The sequence below is a fragment of the Burkholderia sp. PAMC 26561 genome, assembly GCF_001557535.2.
GTDB lineage: Bacteria > Pseudomonadota > Gammaproteobacteria > Burkholderiales > Burkholderiaceae > Caballeronia.
In genome coordinates this window covers 333718-354411 of record NZ_CP014306.1, presented here as the reverse complement: position 1 = coordinate 354411, position 20694 = coordinate 333718, and the positions used below count along the sequence as shown (strand labels likewise).

Annotated in this window: 15 protein-coding genes; 6 read left to right on the top strand and 9 right to left on the bottom strand. The window is 59.3% G+C overall.

All coding sequences use genetic code 11. The features are described 5' to 3' along the window. Positions 1–39: 39 nt before the first annotated feature. From urtA to AXG89_RS01695, 5 genes are all read right to left on the bottom strand, one after another. Positions 40–1341 carry an urea ABC transporter substrate-binding protein gene (gene urtA, locus AXG89_RS01715; RefSeq protein ID WP_062167390.1) on the bottom strand — a complete coding sequence of 434 codons (1302 nt, stop codon included), beginning with the start codon at positions 1339–1341 and terminating at the stop codon, positions 40–42. Positions 1342–1791: 450 nt separating this feature from the next. Next, positions 1792–4470 (bottom strand): hypothetical protein, encoded by a 2679-nt coding sequence (locus AXG89_RS42935; RefSeq protein ID WP_236873359.1) that lies wholly within the window; start codon positions 4468–4470, stop codon positions 1792–1794. Positions 4471–4858: 388 nt separating this feature from the next. Further along, positions 4859–6190, bottom strand: coding sequence for an MFS transporter (locus AXG89_RS01705; protein ID WP_062167388.1), 1332 nt, complete (start codon positions 6188–6190; stop codon positions 4859–4861). Between the two features lie 115 nt (positions 6191–6305). Beyond that, positions 6306–7064 carry an SDR family oxidoreductase gene (locus tag AXG89_RS01700; RefSeq protein WP_062167386.1) on the bottom strand — a complete coding sequence of 253 codons (759 nt, stop codon included), beginning with the start codon at positions 7062–7064 and terminating at the stop codon, positions 6306–6308. 22 nt (positions 7065–7086) lie between these two features. Continuing rightward, the gene (locus tag AXG89_RS01695) at positions 7087–8526 is read right to left on the bottom strand and encodes an aldehyde dehydrogenase family protein (protein ID WP_062167384.1); all 1440 of its coding nucleotides are present in this window, start codon (positions 8524–8526) and stop codon (positions 7087–7089) included. 328 nt (positions 8527–8854) lie between these two features. On the opposite strand from AXG89_RS01695, the gene ppa reads away from it, so the two are divergent. Further along, positions 8855–9382: an inorganic diphosphatase gene (gene ppa / locus AXG89_RS01685; protein ID WP_062000049.1), complete on the top strand. Its 528-nt coding sequence runs from the start codon at positions 8855–8857 to the stop codon at positions 9380–9382. Between the two features lie 69 nt (positions 9383–9451). Here the strand turns inward: ppa and AXG89_RS44565 are convergent, their stop codons facing one another. Then, a complete protein-coding gene (locus AXG89_RS44565; protein WP_442861741.1) occupies positions 9452–9937 on the bottom strand; it encodes a GIY-YIG nuclease family protein in 486 nt (161 codons plus the stop codon). Between AXG89_RS44565 and AXG89_RS01675 the strand changes: the two genes are divergently transcribed. The 5 genes from AXG89_RS01675 to AXG89_RS01655 all read left to right on the top strand — a co-directional run bounded on the left by AXG89_RS01675 (position 9914) and on the right by AXG89_RS01655 (position 17351). Then, positions 9914–11053, top strand: a complete 1140-nt coding sequence (locus AXG89_RS01675) for a GNAT family N-acetyltransferase (protein WP_062000048.1) — start codon at positions 9914–9916, stop codon at positions 11051–11053. The genes AXG89_RS44565 and AXG89_RS01675 overlap by 24 nt on opposite strands. Before the next feature lie 174 nt (positions 11054–11227). Then, positions 11228–13279: an NAD(+) synthase gene (locus tag AXG89_RS01670; RefSeq protein WP_062170201.1), complete on the top strand. Its 2052-nt coding sequence runs from the start codon at positions 11228–11230 to the stop codon at positions 13277–13279. A 195-nt stretch (positions 13280–13474) separates the two neighbouring features. Next, positions 13475–13813, top strand: a complete 339-nt coding sequence (gene glnK, locus AXG89_RS01665; RefSeq protein ID WP_062000047.1) for a P-II family nitrogen regulator — start codon at positions 13475–13477, stop codon at positions 13811–13813. A 212-nt stretch (positions 13814–14025) separates the two neighbouring features. Next, a complete protein-coding gene (locus AXG89_RS01660) occupies positions 14026–15783 on the top strand; it encodes a cation:proton antiporter (protein WP_062167378.1) in 1758 nt (585 codons plus the stop codon). A 122-nt stretch (positions 15784–15905) separates the two neighbouring features. Then, entirely contained in the window at positions 15906–17351 is a 1446-nt protein-coding gene (locus tag AXG89_RS01655; RefSeq protein ID WP_062000045.1) for a type 1 glutamine amidotransferase, read from the top strand. 88 nt (positions 17352–17439) lie between these two features. Here AXG89_RS01655 and AXG89_RS01650 read toward each other — a convergent pair whose 3' ends face one another. From AXG89_RS01650 to AXG89_RS01640, 3 genes are all read right to left on the bottom strand, one after another. After that, the gene (locus tag AXG89_RS01650; RefSeq protein ID WP_062167375.1) at positions 17440–18144 is read right to left on the bottom strand and encodes a DUF2968 domain-containing protein; all 705 of its coding nucleotides are present in this window, start codon (positions 18142–18144) and stop codon (positions 17440–17442) included. Positions 18145–18255: 111 nt separating this feature from the next. Next, on the bottom strand, positions 18256–19521 hold the full coding sequence (locus AXG89_RS01645) for a hypothetical protein (protein ID WP_062167373.1): 1266 nt from the start codon (positions 19519–19521) through the stop codon (positions 18256–18258). A 355-nt stretch (positions 19522–19876) separates the two neighbouring features. Next, positions 19877–20329, bottom strand: a complete 453-nt coding sequence (locus AXG89_RS01640) for a GNAT family N-acetyltransferase (protein ID WP_236873358.1) — start codon at positions 20327–20329, stop codon at positions 19877–19879. Positions 20330–20694 lie beyond the last annotated feature (365 nt).

The window sequence follows — 20694 nt, the reverse complement described above, 5'->3', positions numbered from 1 at the left end:
GCGCGGCGGTCCGGTCTTCGACTGAATACTTACCGAGGCTTACGCAACACGACGGCGGCGCAGGAACTCCGGAATCGAGCTGACCACATCCGGCTTGTTTTCGTTACCCGGAATGTACGGGCTCCACGGTTGCGCGCGGATTGCAGTCTTCGTGCGCCACACGACGTTGAACTGACCGTCCGCACGCACTTCGCCGATCATCACCGGCTTGTGCAGATGGTGGTTACCGTCCATCTCGAGTGTGAAGCCCGACGGCGCCGCGAACTTCTGGCCGACCATGGCCACGCGCACTTTATCGACATCGACGCTCTTCGCTTTTTCAGCCGCCTGCTTCCACATATGGATGCCGACGAAGGTCGCCTCCATCGGGTCGTTCGTCACGCGCTTCGTGCCGCCCGGCAGGTTGTTCTTCTTCACCCAGTCGGCGAACATCGCCTTGAACTTCGTGTTCTCCGGGTTCTTCAGCGACATGAAGTAATTCCATGCGGCCAGGTTGCCGACCAGCGGTTTTGTATCGATACCGCGCAATTCTTCTTCGCCAACCGAGAAAGCGACGACCGGAACGTCCGTCGCTTTCAGGCCCTGGTTGCCGAGTTCCTTGTAGAACGGCACGTTCGAATCGCCGTTCACAGTCGAGATCACGCAAGTCTTGCCGCCTTGCGAGAACGTCTTGATGTTCGCCACGATGGTCTGATAGTCCGCGTGGCCGAACGGCGTGTAGACCTCTTGAATGTCTTCGTCCTTCACGCCCTTCGAGTGCAGGAACGAACGCAGGATCTTGTTCGTCGTGCGCGGATAGACGTAATCGGTGCCGAGCAGGAAGAAGCGTTTTGCTGCGCCGCCTTCCTTGCTCATCAGGTACTCGGTTGCGGGAATCGCTTGCTGATTCGGCGCCGCGCCCGTGTAGAACACGTTCTTCGACATCTCTTCGCCCTCGTACTGCACCGGGTAGAAGAGCAGGCCGTTGAGTTCCTCGAACACCGGCAACACCGATTTCCGCGATACCGACGTCCAGCAGCCGAACGTCACCGCGACTTTGTCCTGCGAGATCAGTTGGCGGGCTTTTTCGGCGAAGAGCGGCCAGTTCGATGCCGGGTCGACCACCACCGGTTCCAGTTGACGCCCGAGCACGCCGCCGCTTGCATTGATCTGGGCGATGGTCATCAGCGCAGTGTCTTTCAGCGATGTTTCGGAGATCGCCATCGTGCCCGAGAGCGAATGGAGAACGCCGACTTTGATCGGTCCGGTATCGGCGGCTTGCGCTTTTGTGATGGGCAATTGGCCCGCAACGGCCAGTGCGCCCGACATGGAGCCGAATTTCAGGAGACTGCGTCGTTTCATGTAATTCCCCTTGCCGATATGTTTGTTTTAAAGCGGGTGTCTATGGATTTTTAATATCGCTGACGGAGAGTCAGTCAATAGGACACTGCAAGGGGTATGCCAATGAGTAGGAAATGCCGGACTGGCTTGGGTTTCAGGCTGGTCGGGGCGAGGACGCACGCCGACGGGATTCGTCGGATGCATGGTTTTGGTGCGTGGGTATGTGTCGCGCTTTGTCTCGGTGCGCGGTGCGACGGGTTAGCGCAGGTGTTTGGCCCGCGACAGCGACTTCCGTTTCGATCGATTCGTTGTCCAGTAGCTTTTCTCTGGATCGAAGACTCAACACATATTGATCCAAACATGGCGAAGGCCGCCGACGCAGCGTTCGCAATGAAACAAATCTGACGGAGCGTAACCTTAGGTCGCAGGCCTTGCCGGCCTGCGAGTTTCGATGCTCGACTTATGCTGGATTCAGTGCATCGACAATTGCACGCCCTGCTGAACCATCAGTTCCACGTGCGCTGTCGAGTGTTCAAAGACGTCGTAGGCGACGCCTCCGATCGTGGCTTTACCCTGGCGTTCCCAATCACCATCGGCAATTCCTGCTACCCGGGTGTTGGAGAGTTCCACGGCATCCGCGGCCTTGCCGTTGACCATGAATTGTTGCTTGCCATCCGCCCTGAACAGGTCGGTCTCGCCGAGATTCAATACGTCGATCATTGAAATCTTCAGGGTGTTGTTCTGACCGCCAAGATCAATGCGTTCAATTCCTGTGACTGTCGATCCGACAGTCTTGCCAGTGAGCGATGTCAGGTCGATTAGCTGGTGATCGTCCGCGATTGTGATCGTATTGATACCCGCCTTCCCATGGATGTGACTGCTTCGGTCTGCCGCGCTGAAGAACACCACGCTTTCGCCATCCGGGGTTGCTGTTACCCAATGGCCGATCTGACCCGCGAGTGTTCCTATCAGGTGTTTATCGACAACCTGGTCCGACTGGTCGATATTGTCGTGCGCAAAAATCGTGAGCGTTGCATTCGGATTTGCCGCGATCAATCGTGCCCAGTCAGCTTCGAACGAGGCTTTGCCGTTCTCATCCACGGCGGCTTGAAAGACTGCAACGGCGGCACCCGCCGACGTGAGCTCCGCTTTCATCTGCATCGAGGCAACACTGCCATCCGCGCTTGGGTGATTCAGAATTCCCGTATCGATGATCAGCAAGTGGTCGTTCATCAGCATGCGAGCGGTCGACGACTCCTGGGTTGGTTCGTGAACCGGCGCCTGAATTCCGTAGCTTTGCGACCAGGGTCCCTGAGCTTCGAATTCGCGCTCGACCCGGGCTGTATAAACGTGCGGCCCTGGCGGGACGTCGTTATCTACGATCCACCACGTGGTGTTGAAATGATTCGCGGACGAATTGAACGCATGAGTATCCCCCGTCAGCTTCTCACCATCGCGGTAAATGACAAGCGAGTCGCTCCATTTGCTCATCGGTTCGCTAAGGGTTCCCTCAATTCTGTGCGAGGCTTCGGCAGAAGTCCCTCCCATTGGAACCAGGGAAAGTTGTGTATGCCCTCCTGAGTCGACGTAAGAATCGAATACGCCGGTGATCGCCACTGCCGCTGCTGGCGTGGGTGAGTGCCCGCCGGCATCTTGTACAAAATACGCCGGTTCCCATCTGCCGAGCAAGTTCAACAGAATTGAGAAGTCCGGAACGGCGATTGGGTTGTAATAGTTCACGCCGCCTTCGTCGTTACCGATATGACGGTGCAAGAGCAAATCGAAGGACGCGTCCGGGTGCGCTTTCACATAAGCGATCCAGTCGACTTCAATGCTGATCATGCCGCCGTCGTCAGTGTAGCTTTTGACGGTCATTCCGGCCTTTTCCAGCATCCTTACGCCCTCAAGCAAATCGACGGAAATGGCTTTGCCGTCGGTTGTGGCTCTGGCGGCGAACCGGGTGTCGAAAATCAGGAAGTCTTCCGTTGCAAGGAATTGAAAACTGCCGGAGCTCGTTCCAGCCGTTTCAGTGATGACAAATTCCCCGGAATGGACGCCCTGTACGCCCAGATCGGAGATGACACTGGCCGTGTAAACGTGCTCGCCTGAAGTGAGCCCATCGTCCTGATAGGACCAGTCAATCCCCGTGACTGAAGCGGTTCCGATCTTCTGTCCGTCGCGATAGACGGCGAGTACTTCGCCCTCGTGCAGGGCGGCGCTGAGCATGCCATGCAATCGCGGCGAGATATCGGAGGTCGTGCCACCGTTCTGGATCGTGGTGTCGTGATGATTGCCGTTGGGGTCGACGAACTCATCGAGCGCGCTGGTGATGGTGGAGACAGCCAAAGGAGCGAAGCTGGGTTCCACGATGTGATAGCTTTCCGACATCGCGCCCTGATCACCGTACTTACGTTGAATCTGCGCGGTGTAGACGTGCGGACCAGGCGGCACGTCGGTATCAATTATCCATGCCGTATTGGTAGCTCGATCGTATCCGCCGTCCCGCAAATGACCAATGGACAACAAAGGTACGCCATCGCGATAAACCTGCCATGAGTCGGGGAGCCAACTTTGGGCCAGCGGTTCGCTGAACGTCAGCACAATCTTGTGCGTTGAATTTCCGGTCGCACCGCCGTCAGGAATGAACGACTGCACCGTGTTACCGGACTCGTCGGTAAATGTGTCATAAATGCCCGTGATGAAGGTGGCCGCAGGCGGAGTGGCCGGTTGCAAACGACCGTCAATCACTGCGGGCATCGGTATCCATGTGTCGAGCATGTTTCCGAAGGGGGTAAGAAGAGGCGTGCCAACTAAGTCATAGAGATCAAGTCCCCCTTTGTCGTTGGCGATATGGCGATGTGCGACAAAATCGAATGCAGGGTATGGGTCAGGATGAGCTTTCAGGTACGACATCCAGTCTACTTCGATGCTGATGAAACCGTCTTTGTCGGTGTAGCTTTTAACGGTCATGCCATTCGCTTCGAGTAGTTTCACGCCTTCCAGCAAGTCAAAGGAGACCGGTTCTCCGTCCGATGTCATTCTGCTGATGCCCCGTGTATCGAAGATCAGAAAATGATCGGTGAGCAACATCGGGAATTTATCGAGAGAGTGGCCGTTCGAGCCGATCGCGGTGTACACGGGCTGAAGCACACCCGGCGATCCTATTGCCACAGACGATGCGCCCCGATTGGGCAGGGGATCGAACGACCCGGTTAGCGGCGATGCGGCTTCGTCTGTCTTGACTCTATCTAGTCCATTCGCCCAGACAGGGTCTGCACTAAAACGTGTTGCGATAAACGAAGACTCAAGATTCAACGAACTTCTTTCTGACATGCTTGCTCCGCTCTCTAATTGTTGTAAGCGGGCGGCGCACACACATTGACACACAGCCACCGCCCGTTATGAATCGTTTGCAACGCTAAAAATTCGCAAATGATCGAACGGACGATTCTGAATAAGGTAGTTGAAAGGTGATACTAGAAAACTCCTATTTATAGTAGGAGTCTTCCGTGCAGTTGACCTGAATGTCCAGCAACTGTTATCGATTGACGATCCGCTTCGGTACGCTCAGCGCGAGTAACCCGCCGAGCACCATGAACGCGGCCAACATGTACATGCCGCTTGCATTGGACGCGGTGGCTTGCTTCAACCACCCCACGAGATAGGGGCTGAGAAAACCCGCAAGATTCCCGAGCGAGTTGATCATTGCAATCCCGGCAGCGGCGCCCGTCCCGGCCAGGAACGCCGTAGGCAAGCTCCAGAACAACGGCAAGGTAGTGAGAATGCCCATCGTTGCCAAGGTAAGCCCGAGCATTGCCAAAGGAGTGTTCGTCGACCATATGACCGATAAAACCAGCCCCAACGCTCCAACAGCCGCCGGCACGGCAATATGCCACCTCCGCTCGCCACGTTTATCGGCACTGCGTGCAACAAGCAGCATCCCGATCACCGCCGCGCCGAAGGGAATAGCAGACAGCAATCCAATATTCAGCGCATCCGTCACTCCGGTCGCCTTGATGATCGTCGGCAGCCAGAAACTCACGCCGTACAGGCCCATCACGAACGAAAAGTACGTCAGGCTCATCAGCCAGACACGGCCGCTTTTGAGCACTTCGCGCACGGGCATGTCGACCTTCTCGACATTGTCCTTCGCGATGTTCCGTTCCAGCAACTCACGCTCTTCGGCGCTCAGCCACTTGGCCTTCGCAATCCGGTCGTCCATGAAAATGAAGACCAGCCCGCCGACCACGATCGATGGAATGCCTTCCAGCAAGAACAGCCACTGCCACGAATGCCAGCCGTTGACGCCATCGAAGTTCTTCATGATCCAGCCGGACACCGGGCCGCCGATCAAACCCGATACGGCAATCGCGGTCATGAACAACGTCGTCATGCGTCCGCGCCGGTCGGCCGGGAACCAGTACGTGAGGTACAGGATGATGCCAGGGAAAAATCCCGCTTCGGCCACGCCCAATAAAAAGCGCATTACGTAAAACATGGTGGGCGTGGTGATGAACATCGTCAGCGCCGAGAGGATGCCCCACGTGATCATGATCCGCGCTATCCATACCCGCGCGCCGACCTTGTGCAGGATGACGTTGCTCGGGATCTCGAAGATGAAATAGCCGAAGAAAAAGATGCCCGCGCCGAAGCCATAGACAGCGTCGCTCAAGCCGAGATCGGTGGACATCTGCAACTTGGCGAAACCCACATTCACGCGGTCCAGATATGCGACCACATAACAAAGCAGCAACAGGGGCGACAGGCGCCACGCGACTTTTTTGTACGTTGCCGCTTCGAAGGCCGAAGGCGGCGCGCCCGCGCCCGCGCCCGCGCCCGGTCCGTGATACTCACCCGCAGTACTCGCCATGCTGTCTCCTGAATTTTATTATCGGTTGGAACAACGATTCTAGTCGTTGGCAATGGCCCTCAAGCATCTGTTTTATATGGGGAAAACACCAAGCGAGGCGTCTTCCCCGAAGACCCTAGACGCAACGTCCGCCATCCACCTCCAGCGCCACGCCGGTGATGAACTCTGCGTCGTCGGAGGCCAGATACAAGGCCGCGTTCGCGATGTCTTGCGGTGTCGAGAGGCGTCCCAACGGAATCGAGGAGAGGAACTTCTGCCGGTTCGCGGGCGTGTCTTCCACGCCCATGAATTCGGACAGCAAACCCGTTTCGCCCATCACCGGGTTGATGCAGTTCACGCGTATCCGGTCGGGTCCGAGCTCGACCGCCAGCGCCTTGCTCGCAATGATCACCGCCGCCTTGCTGCCGTTGTACCAGACCAGACCGGGGCGCGGCCGCACGCCCGCCGTCGATGCCACGTTGATGAACGACCCGCCGCCCACCGACCGGAAGTAGGGCACGAATTGCGTGACGCTGTGATAGATGCTCTTCACGTTCACCGCATAGACGCGGTCGAATTCGGCTTCGGTGACTTCCATCACCGGCTTGTTCCTGTGCGTCGTGCCGGCGTTGTTCACCACGACCTGAATGCTGCCGAAGTCTTCGATGGCGGCATCGAACAGCGTCTTCCAGTCGGCCTGTTTCGTAACATCGCCGGCGACCGCGATCGCCTTGCCGCCGCTCACGGCAATCTCGCTCGCAACGCGTTCCGCCGATGCCCCGTTCAGGTCGTTCACCACCACGTTCGCGCCTTCGCGCGCAAATGTCTTCGCGATTCCTTCGCCGAATCCCGATCCGCCGCCCGTCACAATTGCTGTCTTGCCTTGCAGTCTCATGTCGTCTCCAAGTTGTGGTTACTTAACCGTGTTTGATCGCAATGGTTTTAAGCACCGTGAATCCATACAACGCTTCGAAGCCTTTTTCACGGCCGTGTCCTGAATGTTTGACGCCGCCAAACGGCAGTTCCACGCCACCGCCCGCACCATAATTGTTGATGAACACTTGCCCCGATCTCACCTTCCGGGCAATGCGCATCTGCCGTCCGCCATCACGTGTCCAGACGCCCGCAACCAGGCCGAAGTTGGTGCCGTTGGCGAGTTTCAGGGCATCGGCTTCATCGTCGAAAGGCATGGCGCACAGGACCGGGCCGAACACCTCTTCCTGTGCCAGACGGTGCGATGGCGGGACATCGCGCAAGAGCGTCGGCGCCTGATAAAAGCCTGCTTCGGGCGCGTCCGATACCACCTCGCCGTGCGCGGCCATCGCGATTCCGTCATGCTGTGCATCGGAGAGAAAATCCCACACGCGCTGCTGCTGCTTCGCGCTGATGAGCGGTCCGCAATCCAGGTCGAGCTTGCTCGGCCCGACCTTCAGCGCGCTGAACGCTTCGCTCAAACGATCCAGCAACGGCTCATACGCCGATCGTTCGATCAACACGCGGCTGCCCGCCGAACACGTCTGCCCGGCGTTCTGCACGATCGCCGAAACCAGCACCGGGATGGCGGCGTCGAAATCGGCATCGGCGAAGACGATCTGCGGCGACTTGCCGCCGAGTTCGAGGGTGACGGGCACGTGGTTATCGGCGGCCATCTTGACAACGGCGGCACCCGTTACCGGCGACCCGGTGAACGAGATGTGATCGATACCCGCGTGCCGCGCGAGCGCCGCTCCGGCTTCGTATCCATAGCCCGTGACAATGTTCAGTGCTCCCTCCGGCAATCCGGCTTCGGCGGCGAGCTCGGCGATCCGCAATATCGATAAACATGCGTCTTCTGCCGGTTTCACCACGCACGCGTTGCCCGCCGCCAGCGCCGCGCCGACGCTGCGTCCGAAAATCTGCAACGGGTAATTCCACGGCACGATGTGCCCGGTCACGCCGTGCGGCTCGCGGATGGTCAGCACGGTGAAGCCGTTCTGGTAGGGCAGGGTTTCGCCATGGAGCTTGTCGGCGGCGCCCGCGTAGAACTCGAAGTACCGCGCGATACCGGCGGCATCGGCGTGCGCCTGCTTGAGCGGTTTGCCTGTATCGCGTGCTTCGAGTTGCGCGAGCTCTTCCTGATGAGCGGCGATGATCATCGACAGCCGGTACAACACGCGCCCGCGATCCGCCGCGCTCGCATGACCCCAGGCGCCTTCGTAGGCGCGCCGCGCCGCCTGGACCGCCCGGTCGATATCCGCAGCATTGCCGCGGCCGAGTTGTGCGAAAACCTGGCCATCGGAGGGATCGAGGACGGGAATCGTCTCGTTGCTCGCCGCCGCAACCCACTTGTTGCCGATGAAATGCTTTGCCTCTTCCATGCCTGACTCCTGTCTCCGTAGCTTGGTTGGATGGACGCACGCGGTTCGTTTCCGGGCCAACGGCCATGCCGCGCACGATGCTTCTGGCCTGCTTTACGCTGTTTTTCCGGACGCGTAGTGACGCTGGAGTGCGCGCTTCGATTGGCTATAATGACGTAAATACGCGGCTTGATGGGCGCGCATGCGGCATGAAATCAGCGTTGCGGCCCGGCCGTTCAATTTTTGCGTGGGTTGCCGCAACGCAGCAAAGCCTGGTTTCCGCCGCGTACCGGCTCCGTCTGGTTCGTCTACTTCCCGACCCCGAATTTCCACTTTGAAGAGAGTGCACATGAGCTTCAACAACGTACCCGCAGGCAAGGATCTTCCGCAGGACTTCAACGTGATCATCGAGATCCCGGCGCAAAGCGATCCGGTGAAGTACGAAGCGGACAAGGACATGGGCCTGCTCGTGGTCGATCGTTTTATCGGCACGGGCATGCGTTACCCGGCCAACTACGGTTTCATTCCGCAAACGCTTTCCGGCGATGGCGACCCGGTCGACGTGCTGGTGATCACCCCGTTCCCGCTGCTGGCAGGCTCGGTGGTTCGCGCACGCGCCTTGGGCATGCTGCAGATGACAGATGAATCGGGCGTCGATGCCAAGCTGGTCGCAGTCGCCCACGACAAGATCTGCCCAATGACGGCGCACATGAAAACCGTCGATGACGTGCCTGAATACCTGAAGGATCAGATCAAGCATTTCTTCGAGCACTACAAGGCGCTCGAGAAGGGCAAGTGGGTGAAGGTGGAAGGCTGGCAGGGCGTGGACGCAGCCCACAAGGAAATTACCGAAGGCGTGGCGAACTTCAAGAAGTAAGCTTAGCCTCCAGCTTTTGACGTATCGAAGACCGCCCGGTCCTGCCTCACGGCAGGACCGGGCGGTTTTTCATGTCTCGACCGGCGGGACTTCTTCGGCTTCCGCGGGCATCACGTCCACGAGCGTCAATTCGCCCGCGACCAGCTTCCATTTCCTCGGCGTCGTCAGTCGCTTCACCCAATACTCCGCCCGCGAAGCCTCAGCCCGGCCGCTCAACTCAAACGACGCCCGTACGGCAACCGGCTTGCGCGATCGCGTGTACCTCGCGCCGTCGCCGCTCAGATGCTTGGCGAAACGCGCATCGACATCGGTGGCAATCCCGGTATAGAGACTTCCGTCGGCGCATTCTATTAGATACAGGAACCAGGGCATGAGTCTGAAGGTGGACGTCGGATGCCGCGCATTATCCCTCAAGCCTCCCTCATAAACCCCGCTCCGACAAAAACCCGCGACTTCGGCGAGAATAACCATTCCGCGCTGCATCAAGCGCATGGCAATAGCCACGAACAAGCCCGAAGCGAGGTAAGCCCGTTGAACCGCACGGTCGAAATACATGTGGTCGATTCGCTCGACACCGTGAGCCCGGACGAATGGAACCGTCTTGCCGGCGACAACCCGTTCGTCCGCCACGAATTCCTCTCGGCGATGCAGGACACGGGCTGCGCGGTCGCGCGAACCGGCTGGCGTCCGCATTTCCTGCTGCTCAAGCGCGACGGCAAACTCGCCGGCGGCATGCCGCTCTACCTCAAGAAACACTCGCGCGGCGAATACGTTTTCGACCACGCGTGGGCCGACGCCTTCGAGCGCAACGGCATTCCGTATTATCCGAAGGGCTTGTCGGCGGTGCCATTTTCGCCGGTGACCGGTCCCCGCCTGATCGCCGCCACGCACGAGGAGCGCGTGATGCTGGCGCGCGGGGCGATCGAGTTGTCGAAGCAGTTGGAGTTGTCGTCGCTGCATGTGCTGTTTCCACAGGAACAGGATCTCGAAGCGTTGACCGAAGCGGGCTACATGCTGCGCGAAGGCGTGCAGTTTCACTGGGAAAATGCGCCGGGCGGCTATGAGAGCTTCGACGCGTTTCTCGCCACCATGAGCCACGACAAGCGCAAGAAGGTGAAGCAGGACCGCCGGCGCGTCACCGATGCAGGCGTGAGCTACACCTGGCTTCGCGGCGTCCAGATCGACGAAACCGCGCTCGATTTCTTCTACGCCTGCTACGAGAACACGTACCGCGAGCACTGGAATCCGCCGTATCTATCGCGTGAATTCTTCGGCCAGATCCACGCGGCCGCGCCCGAAAGCATGCTGCTCGTGATCGCCGAGGCCGACGGCAAGCGGCTCGCCTGTGCGCTGAACATGATCGGCGGCGACGTGATGTTCGGCCGATACTGGGGCACGAAAGAGTTCGTCTCGGGGCTGCATTTCGAGACGTGCTACATGCAGGGCATTGAGTATTGCATCGTGAACGGCCTAGCGCGGTTCGAGGGCGGCGCGCAGGGCGTGCACAAGATGTCGCGCGGCATGCTTCCCACGCCGACGTGGTCCGCGCACTGGGTGGCGGACCCGCGGTTCGCGCACGCAATCAGCGAGTTCCTCGACGAAGAGACCGCCGCGATGGACCAGCATATCCAGGAACTTGAAGCGCATACACCCTTCCGTAAAAAGGTTTAAGGATTTGCACGAAAGCTGGCCAAATGGCTAACGTCAGCGCCAATACCTGCCTGGAAATTGCAACTCGACTTATCATCATGTCGAAATGCTTTCGCTTTTACGGCGATAACCCTCAACCCGTCATGCGCCGGAACAGGACCCCCGAATGCGGGGCATCGTATGGACAAGCTCAAGATGAAAAATCGATTCTTCAATCTCTATAGCCACGATTTCGCGCGCGTGGCGGTGGGCGTCCCACGCTGCAAGGTCGCCGATCCGGCCTTCAACGCGGCTGAAACCATCGAACTGGCAAAGCAGGCGGCGGCAAACGGCGCCGTCCTTGTGGCGTTCCCCGAGCTCGGGATCTCGGCCTATACCTGCGACGACCTGTTCCACCAGCGCGCTTTGCTCGACGCTTGCGAAGAGGCGCTTGCAACGGTGGTGGCTGCCTCGAAGAGCTTGTCCGTAGCAATGATCGTCGGCATGCCGTTGCGTGTGGAGCACACGCTTTTCAACTGCGCGATCGTAGTTGCGGGCGGCAAGATCCAGGGCGTCGTGCCGAAGAGTTATCTGCCGAACTATGGCGAATTTTACGAAGCGCGGCAGTTCAGCGCGGCGGAAAACGCATCGGTTGACCGGGTGAACCTGCTGGGATCGGACGTGCCGTTTGGTTCTTCGCTGCTGTTCGAAATCGCCGACATGCCGCTGTTCCGTTTCCACGTGGAGATCTGCGAGGACGTCTGGGTGCCGATTCCCCCGTCGTCGTTCGCGGCACTCGCGGGCGCCACCGTGCTGGTGAATCTGTCGGCATCGAACGTGGTGGTCGGCAAGGCGGGTTATCGGCATCAACTGGTTTCGCAGCAATCCGCCCGTTGCCTTTCCGCGTATCTCTACACATCGGCGGGACGGGGCGAGTCGACGACGGATCTCGCCTGGGACGGCCAGGCGATCATCTACGAAAACGGTGAACTGCTCGCCGAATCCGAGCGCTTCCTGGACACGTCGCACCTCGTTTTCGCCGATGTCGATCTCGAGCGTCTCTCGCGCGAACGCATGCGCCAGACCACGTTCGGCCAGTCGGTTCGCCGCCATGCCGACGAAGTTTCCGCATTCGAAACCATCCGCTTCGGCCTGGAACTGCCGCTGAACCGCGCGCTGCCGCTCGATCGCGCCGTGGAGCGTTTCCCGTACGTGCCGTCGGAAGCCAAGCGCCGCGACGAGCGCTGCAACGAGGTCTACAACATCCAGGTGCAGGCGCTCGTGCAGCGTTTGTCGGCGAGCGGTATTTCGAAGGTGGTGATCGGTATCTCGGGAGGGCTGGATTCAACGCACGCGCTGCTGGTTTGCGCGAAAGCAATGGACCGCCTGAAGCTGCCGCGCACGAACATTCTCGGCGTGACCATGCCGGGTTTTGCAACCAGCGACCGGACGCTGTCCCAAGCGCGGCAACTGATGGAAGTGGTTGGCTGTTCGGCAAGCGAGATCGATATCCGGCCGAGCTGCGAGCAGATGCTGAAGGACCTCGGGCATCCGTATTCGTCGGGCAAGGAAGAGTACGACATCACTTTCGAAAACGTACAGGCGGGCGAACGCACGAACCATCTGTTCCGGCTTGCGAACTTCAAGGGCGGCATTGTGATCGGCACGGGCGATCTGAGCGAACTCGCGCTTGGATGGTGCACCTACGGCGTGGGCGATCACATGTCCCACTACAACGTGAACGCCAGCGTCCCGAAAACGCTGATCACACATCTGGTCCGATGGGTTGCCGAGACGGGGCAAATCGGCAATTCGGGGTCGGACGTCCTGATCAGCATCCTGAACACGGATATCAGTCCCGAACTCGTTCCAGGAAAAGCGAACGGTGAGCCCGAGCAAAAAACCGAAAGCGTGATCGGCCCGTACGAGTTGCAGGACTTCAACCTCTACTACACGCTGCGCTTCGGCTTCTCGCCGTCCAAGGTGGCGTTCCTCGAATACACGGCCTGGAAGGATCGCGATGCGGGCGAGTGGCCCGAAGGCGCGCACGTTGCGCGCAATCAGTACAACCTCGAAGACATCAAGCGCAATCTGGGCATCTTCCTGGACCGGTTCTTCAGGACCAGTCAGTTCAAGCGTTCGTGCATTCCGAATGCGCCGAAGGTGGGTACCGGCGGTTCACTGTCCCCTCGTGGCGACTGGCGTGCACCTAGCGACTCGGAATCCATCGTCTGGATGAACGATTTGAAGAACATTCCCGCGGAATGACCCGTTTGCACCAGATTTGCGCGTGAAATCCGACGAAATCGGTGAATTGCGGTGAGTTCTTCGAGTCGTTGGCGCGAGATGCTTGCGGTGAACCATGAAAACGCGGCTAGAATCAAAGCATCGATTTGAAATTCGTTATCTACCATTCGCACATCTCGCCACGCATGTGGCGTCATCATTTAAACGAGGCGCGCCATGAAGAGCATCACCGCAGTCATCAAGCCGTTCAAGCTGGACGAAGTCCGCGAGGCACTGGCAACGGCTGGTCTTACCGGCCTGACGGTTACCGAGGTCAAGGGGTTTGGACGTCAAAAGGGTCACACGGAGTTGTATCGCGGGGCGGAGTACGTCGTCGACTTTCTGCCGAAGGTGAAGATCGAAGTCGTCGTGGCGGACTCGCAGACGGATCAGGTTATCGATGCCATCATCGGGGCGGCTCGTACCGGCAAGATTGGCGACGGCAAGATTTTTGTGACCGACGTCCAGCGCGTGATCCGCATTCGTACCGGCGAGGAGGACGAAGCAGCCGTCTGAGCGGGCTTCGTTCAATGGCGGCCTGACACAGCTTCAGGCCGTCATATTCTTTGAAGTGCGGCCGGTCGACGGTCGCAATGGTCATTTATCGTTATCGGCCTCGCCCGATGGCGCATCCTGTTTTGTCCTCGTTCCGTACATTCCCGTCATCAATCTAAATATTCGTTGCGGTACTATCGGCATCCCTGTGTGCTATTTGTAAGGATTTGTGGATGCATCACGCGATCGGCTTCATACAAGATCTGGCGGTCATCATGGCGATTGCGGGCGTCGTCACCGTGTTGTTTCATCGCCTGAAGCAGCCAGTCGTGTTGGGATACATCGTGGCGGGCGTGATCATCGGACCGTACACGCCACCTTTTCAGCTTATCCACGACGAAGCCACCATCCAGACCCTCGGCGAACTTGGCGTGGTCTTCCTGATGTTTTCTCTCGGGCTCGAATTCAGCCTGAAGAAGCTCTTCAAGGTCGGGGCCACGGCGTTCGTGGCGGCCGCCTCCGAGATCTTGCTGATGATCTGGATCGGCTACGAAATCGGCCAATGGTTCGGCTGGAATACGATGGACTCGCTGTTCCTCGGCGCGATGCTCGCCATTTCGTCGACCACGATTATCGTCAAGGCGCTTTCGGAACTCGGCATGAAGGGCGAGCCGTTCGCGCAACTGATTTTCGGCATTCTGATCGTGGAGGACATTCTTGCGATCGCCATGCTCGTGCTGCTTTCTGGGATCGCGCAGACCGGATCGGTATCGGCGGGCGTGGCGTTCGTGACGCTCGGCAAGTTGCTGTTGTTCATGACGGTATCGATGGTGATCGGCATCCTGATCGTGCCGCGCGCGCTCGATTACGTCGCCAAGGCCAAGAGCGATGAAATGCTGCTCGTCACCGTGCTCGGCTTCTGTTTCGGCTTCTGTCTGCTCGTCGTGAAGCTGGACTACAGCATCGCGCTCGGGGCGTTCCTGATCGGCGCGATCATGGCCGAATCACGGAATCTGCAGCGCATCGAACATCTGATCGCGCCGATTCGCGACATGTTCTCGGCCATCTTTTTTGTGACCATCGGGCTGTTGCTGAACCCGGGGGTGCTCGTCGATTACTGGTGGCCGATCACCGTCATCACCGTAGCGGTCGTGTTCGGCAAGATCGTATCGTGCGGGCTCGGGACGTTCCTCGCCGGGCGCGACGGGCGTACATCGATGCGCGTCGGCATGAGCGTGGCGCAGATCGGTGAGTTCTCGTTCATCATCGCGTCGCTGGGGGTGTCGCTGAAAGTGACCAGCAGCTTCCTGTATCCGATCGCGGTCGCGGTTTCCGCGCTGACCACGTTGTTCACGCCATACCTGATCAAGGCCGCCGATCCCATCACGCGGCGCATCGCCCAATCCATGCCGGTTCCGGTCGCCAATACGTTCGGGCTGTATTCGCAATGGCTTGCAAGCCTTTCGCCCGATACCGCCGGCCCAACCCTCTTCAGCATGACACGGCGAATCGTGCTGCAGATCGCGGTCAATCTGGCGCTGGTCGCCGCCATCTTTCTCGCCGCTTCGTACTCGGCGCCGGGCACCAAAGCGTTTCTCGCCCGCTGGCTGCCGACCAACGACGCGCAGCGCGTAGCCATCTGGAGCGTGGCGTTGCTGGTGTCGATGCCGTTTCTTGTCGCGGTTTATCGAAAGCTCGAGTCGCTTGCATTGATGCTCGCCGAAGTGAGCGTGCAGCCCGCGAAGGCCGGGCGCTTCACGAGCGCGCTGCGCTCGGCCATTTCCGGGCTGATCCCGATTCTCGCGATGTTCGGCGTCTTTCTGCTGGTCACCGTGCTGTCGGGCGCGATTCTCCCGCCGTTCGGCCTGATGATTGCGGTGCTCGTTTGCGCGGCGCTGTTATTGACCGTGTTGTGGCGCTGGTGCGTGAAGATCCACGCGACCATGCAAATCGCACTGCGAGAAACTTTCGAAGAGCCTCGCGATCATTAATGAGCATGAATTGTTTCTTTCCTCTGGTAATGTGAGCAATTGTTTGATGGTTTGCCGCCCCCGGACCAGAGGCGGATAATTGAACTCTGACCATTCTCAAAGCGCATCGCGCCTCTATCGGAATGAGCGAAAACAAGACGTCAAACTCGGGCAAGCCCGAAAATACCGTGGGTTCTACGGGCTCCGGTCCGCATATCCCCAATCCCGATCCGGCCGTCCCGTCCGCGTCATCTCAAAAAAGCACTGAAGTTCCCGCCGCTGCCGAGCCTGGGCCTGATGCCAGCGCGGCGGAGCGGGCGTCGACGGATGCGCCATCGAGTGCGTCGACGGTCGAGCCCGTAGACGTAGCGAAGGCCCAGCGCGACGATGCCGCCGAAGCGCGCAAGTCGGCGGCGAGCGCCACGTTTGCACAGGAGAACGCCGCGAGGCCTGTGTCCGCTCACGCGCCGTCCACTGTAGATGCAGGCCTCGCGAAAGAGGTCGAGTCGGCGACTGAAGCGCACGCTAATCTCGCGGAAGAGGTTGAGATCGCGACTGAAGCGCAAGCCGCGGAAACCGTGGAGATCAACTCGGAGACCGTCCCGCCGCGAGCCAGCGCCTTGCCTCCGGAATTTACCGCCGCGCCTGACTTCGGCACGTTTCATCCGCCTCCCATACCGCCTGAAGCTCCGCCCGGCAAGCAAGCGCCGCCCGCGTACTTGCGGCAGAGCGATTCCGCATGGTCGGTGTTCGGCCGTGTGATGAAGGCGCGCGCCCGTCAGATCTTCGATCGCGCCGGACAGCGCATCACACAGCGGACGTTGAAGATCGGTGTATCGGCGCGGATCTTTCATCCCGAACCGGGTGCCAAAGGTCTGCGCGGCAAGACGCTGCAATACCTTGAAGAATCGATTGCGCATTGGGTGATGTCGCGCGATGTGCTCGTGTTCATGATCCCCACGGTCGGGCATCAGGGCATGCTGCATCCGAGCAATATTCGTTTGCGCGATTACGCGAAGCATCTTGACGGCCTGTTGCTTCAAGGCGGCGCGGATGTTTCGCCGCAGTCCTACGCGGAAGCGGCAACGCGCCACGAATGGCCGGGAGACCGTGTGCGCGATATGTACGAGCTCGAGTTGCTGCATGAGTTCATCGAATCGGGCAAGCCGGTGCTCGGCGTGTGCCGCGGTTGCCAGCTCATCAATGTGGCGTTCGGCGGCACGCTGTATCAGGACATTGCCACCGATGTCCCGACCGCCGGCATCCATGTCAATGAGCAATACGACCAGCATCGGCATCCGATTCGTTTCCCCGATGGCTCGACGCTCGTCAACATGTTCCCGGGCCGCCGCGAAGCGCTCGTGAATTCGATCCACCATCAGGCAGTGAAGACGATTGGCCGCGACCTGAACATTGAGGCGGTATCGGCGGCGGATGGGATCATCGAGGCTGTGCGTTACCGGCGCGCGCCGTTCGTGATGGGCGTGCAATGGCATCCGGAGTTTCATCGCGCGGGTGGTGACGAGTTGCTGGACTGCACGCCGCTGCTGGATACGTTCCTGCGCGTGGCACGTGAGACGCGCTTCTGAATCGGCGTTGAACGAAATCAGGCTATAACGACAAGGGCCGCTTCAACATCAGTTGAAGCGGCCCTTGTCCTTCATGCGGCAACCAGAATTACTGCACGATCCCAGCTTCGTTTTGATCCTGGAGCTGCTGGACCTGCTGTTGCAGCGCCCGCAAACGGCGCTCGGCATTGGATTTGTCGTTTTGCAACGCCATTGATTCCGCCTGCATTTGCTGTTGCCGTTGCGACACTTCGCTTTCTTGCGCACGTGCAATGGAAAGGTCTGCCGTCAGCCGCTGCGCCCGATCGTTCGATACCGCAATCACCCGCTCCAGCAGCGCCTTTTGCGCCTGCAATTGCGTGCGCTGGATCTCGCCCTCGGCGAGCGCATAACTCTTCCTCGCGAACTGCGCGTAGACGGTTTCTGCGTGCATGTTGTCCTGCGACTTCACCACGCGCCAGAAATTCTTGTCCTGGAACAGCGCGACGTAATACACCATCTCTTGCGGATAGAAAAAGAGCGCCGCCCCGTAGCTGCCGTTATTCGTGACGCGCAACTCGGTGAGCTTCTTCGCCTGAACCATTTGCCGGAGTTCGGATACGTTCCCCGCCGCCTGGCCGCTCTCCGCGCCGTCGGTGCCGTCCTTGAAATCGTCCATCGAACCATAAGCGGGTACGGGACGGACGGGGTCAGCGAGACCCGTTGCCGAGAGCAGCGTGCCCACGGGCTGATAAGCATTGACCACGGTCGAGCCGAACCCGATGACAACAACAAACAACGCTTGCAGAAGGGCGGAGGTGGAGCAGAACTTCATAGTGCGAGGCTTCTAGATTGATTGAGGATCGACGCGAGGTGTGACGCGTTCAAAACGCGTCACCTCGCCGCCAGGGAACCGTCTGGTTGATGCGCGATCATTCGCGCGCAATTACTTCAGGAATTGCGATCCTGGTTCGGTGACACGGCGTTGGCTGATATCGGAACTCCAGTTCGATGAATCGCCTGAGCCCGAGCGTGGCGTGGCTACTGAACTTGCGCGCACCGTCTGGCGGGAGACGCCGCTGTTGTCGTCGAGGACGGCCGAATGCGCGAGCATGTTGTACATCTCGGTCACGCTGAGCGAAGAACCCGACGAAGCCGTGCGCATGTCGTCGCGCGACTGAGCGCGGCGACCTGGCGAGGCCAGCGGCGCATCGAACCCGCTGCTGCGATATACGGGCGTGCCCTGGTATTCGTGACCGTGGCGCCGCTGCACGACTTCGTAGCTGCGCGCCTCGCGGATAAGCGCAGCTGAACGCTTGTTCTTGACGTGGCTCTTCGCGCGGCCGCGCTCGGATGCTTGCGCAACGACCAGCGGTTTTGTCTTCGCAACGACTTGCGGTTTCATTACCCGTGCCGACGTGTCGCCGGCGCTGGCCGTTCCGCTGTTGCTGGCGACTGAAGCGGTGTTGGGCGACGGTTTGGCTGTTGTGGTCGAAGCTGTCGTGGCCGGCGGTGCTGAAGGTGTCTGCAACGCAGTTAGAGCCGCAGCGGCGACAGCCGAAGGCTTGGAGGAACCTTCAGCCGGATGAGAGCCGGACGTTGCAGTAGACACGGTAGCTGAGCTGGAAGGCGGCACAGAAGAAACTGCAGACGGTTCAGCAGCAACGACATCAGCTGATGCATCAGCCGCGGGCGTTGCATTCGACGCAACCATGGCCGCTTGTTCCGGCTTTTGATGGCCGATTCGCGTGCCGAACAGCGCCCAGGCGATAAACGCAGCGCAAGCCAGCGCAATCGCACCGCCGGCAACCTGTTTGCGACGATCGTTTGCAGGTGGCGTCTTGACCACGCGATCGTCGGGTGCGGTGAATGGCTCGAACGCAAACGATGCTGGTTCCGGGGCGGCCGGTGCGTTATCAACAGGCGCGGCGGCGAAGCTCGTTTGCTCCGTCTGCAGCATTTCATCATTGCGTCTGAACTTGCCCCAGAGACTTGCCGGCGTGTATGGAAAACGCTCGTTGCGAAGCGATATCGGACTGACATAAGCCGTGAGAAATCGCGCCGCGTAAAACGGAATTTCATATTCGGTCAATGCTGGACGCGCGCTCTTCAGCGTCCACTCTTCGCCATAGACGGCGTTGGGCATACCGGCGAGCGGGTACAGGGTTGGCAGAAGCAGATCGCCTTGTACAACGACCAGAGGAGCATTCATTTTTTTCTCATATCCGAAAGCGGGCGTCAGGACTGCTCAGCGAAATAACACGCGGGGCAGCCGTGTGGACATCGCCCGGATGTTGCTGCGAAGGTGACAGATATTTCACCTTGCCGGACCGCCACAGAACAGCCCTCGATCATACCCAGCGCCTGCTTTGGCGTCGCTCAGAACCTTCTTAGTTCCATTGTTGGAAGGCGCTCGGAGGGAAGAAAGATCGCTGAATGATACGGACGCAACGTACATTTCAACGGGCCACGCCAATGCACGCGGGACGTGTTGCGCTACATCCTGCAAGAGGCGTTGAACGAGATTACGCCAGCGATTCCATGAAGGCAAAGCAAACCCGGAGACCTCAGCCGATCGGCCGGGTATAGCGCAGCGCGATGATAGGTATGCCGCCCATCGTGTCATCTTCACGTCCCGCCAAACGCCATCCACGCGATTCATAAAACCCGATTGCCGCAACATTCGGCTCGAGCACATAGAGGTGCAAGTTCTTCGCGCCGTGACCTTCCGCCCATTGCGCGGCTTGCTCGAGCATTGCGGTGCCGAGTCCCGTGCCTTTGGCTTGCGGCATGGCGTGCAGGTTGTCAACGAGCGCGCTGCCAGTTTCATCGGGTGCCATCACGCATACGAACCCGGCCGGCTCCTCGCCGATGTACGCGATGAACACTTCGCCCGCGCCATTGGCAAGTTCGTCGAAGCGCGTGCTCCAGTGCGCGGCGCGATCCACCGTCAGTTCGTCATCGAGATACGTGTCCGGCAGGATCCCTCGATACGCCGTTGCCCAACTCCTTGCATGCATGTCGGCTATAAGTGCCGCATCCTTTAATGTCGCCAGTTGCAAAACGAATCCGGTCGGTGATTGCGAATTTGTAAGCTTATTTATAGACATATGAAAGCTAAAGTTAAGCTGTTTTAGCAGCAATTGCGCGAAGTTCGAATGAGCGTGTTTCGCGTTCGCGTTGTAAGATTGGCGACGCGGACAATTACCGAAATAACGGTGTTAACTATCGAGGGTTAACCCTTGTGTAGTTATTTTTGGTCGTTTGCGCCGTGCCGAGGAATTTTTTGCCGGTCTTCAACCGGCGAAGCTTACACATGCATCCGGCGTTTTGCCACCACGCAGCCCGCGAACGAGTGCATCGGTTTCCAGCGTTTCACGCCGCG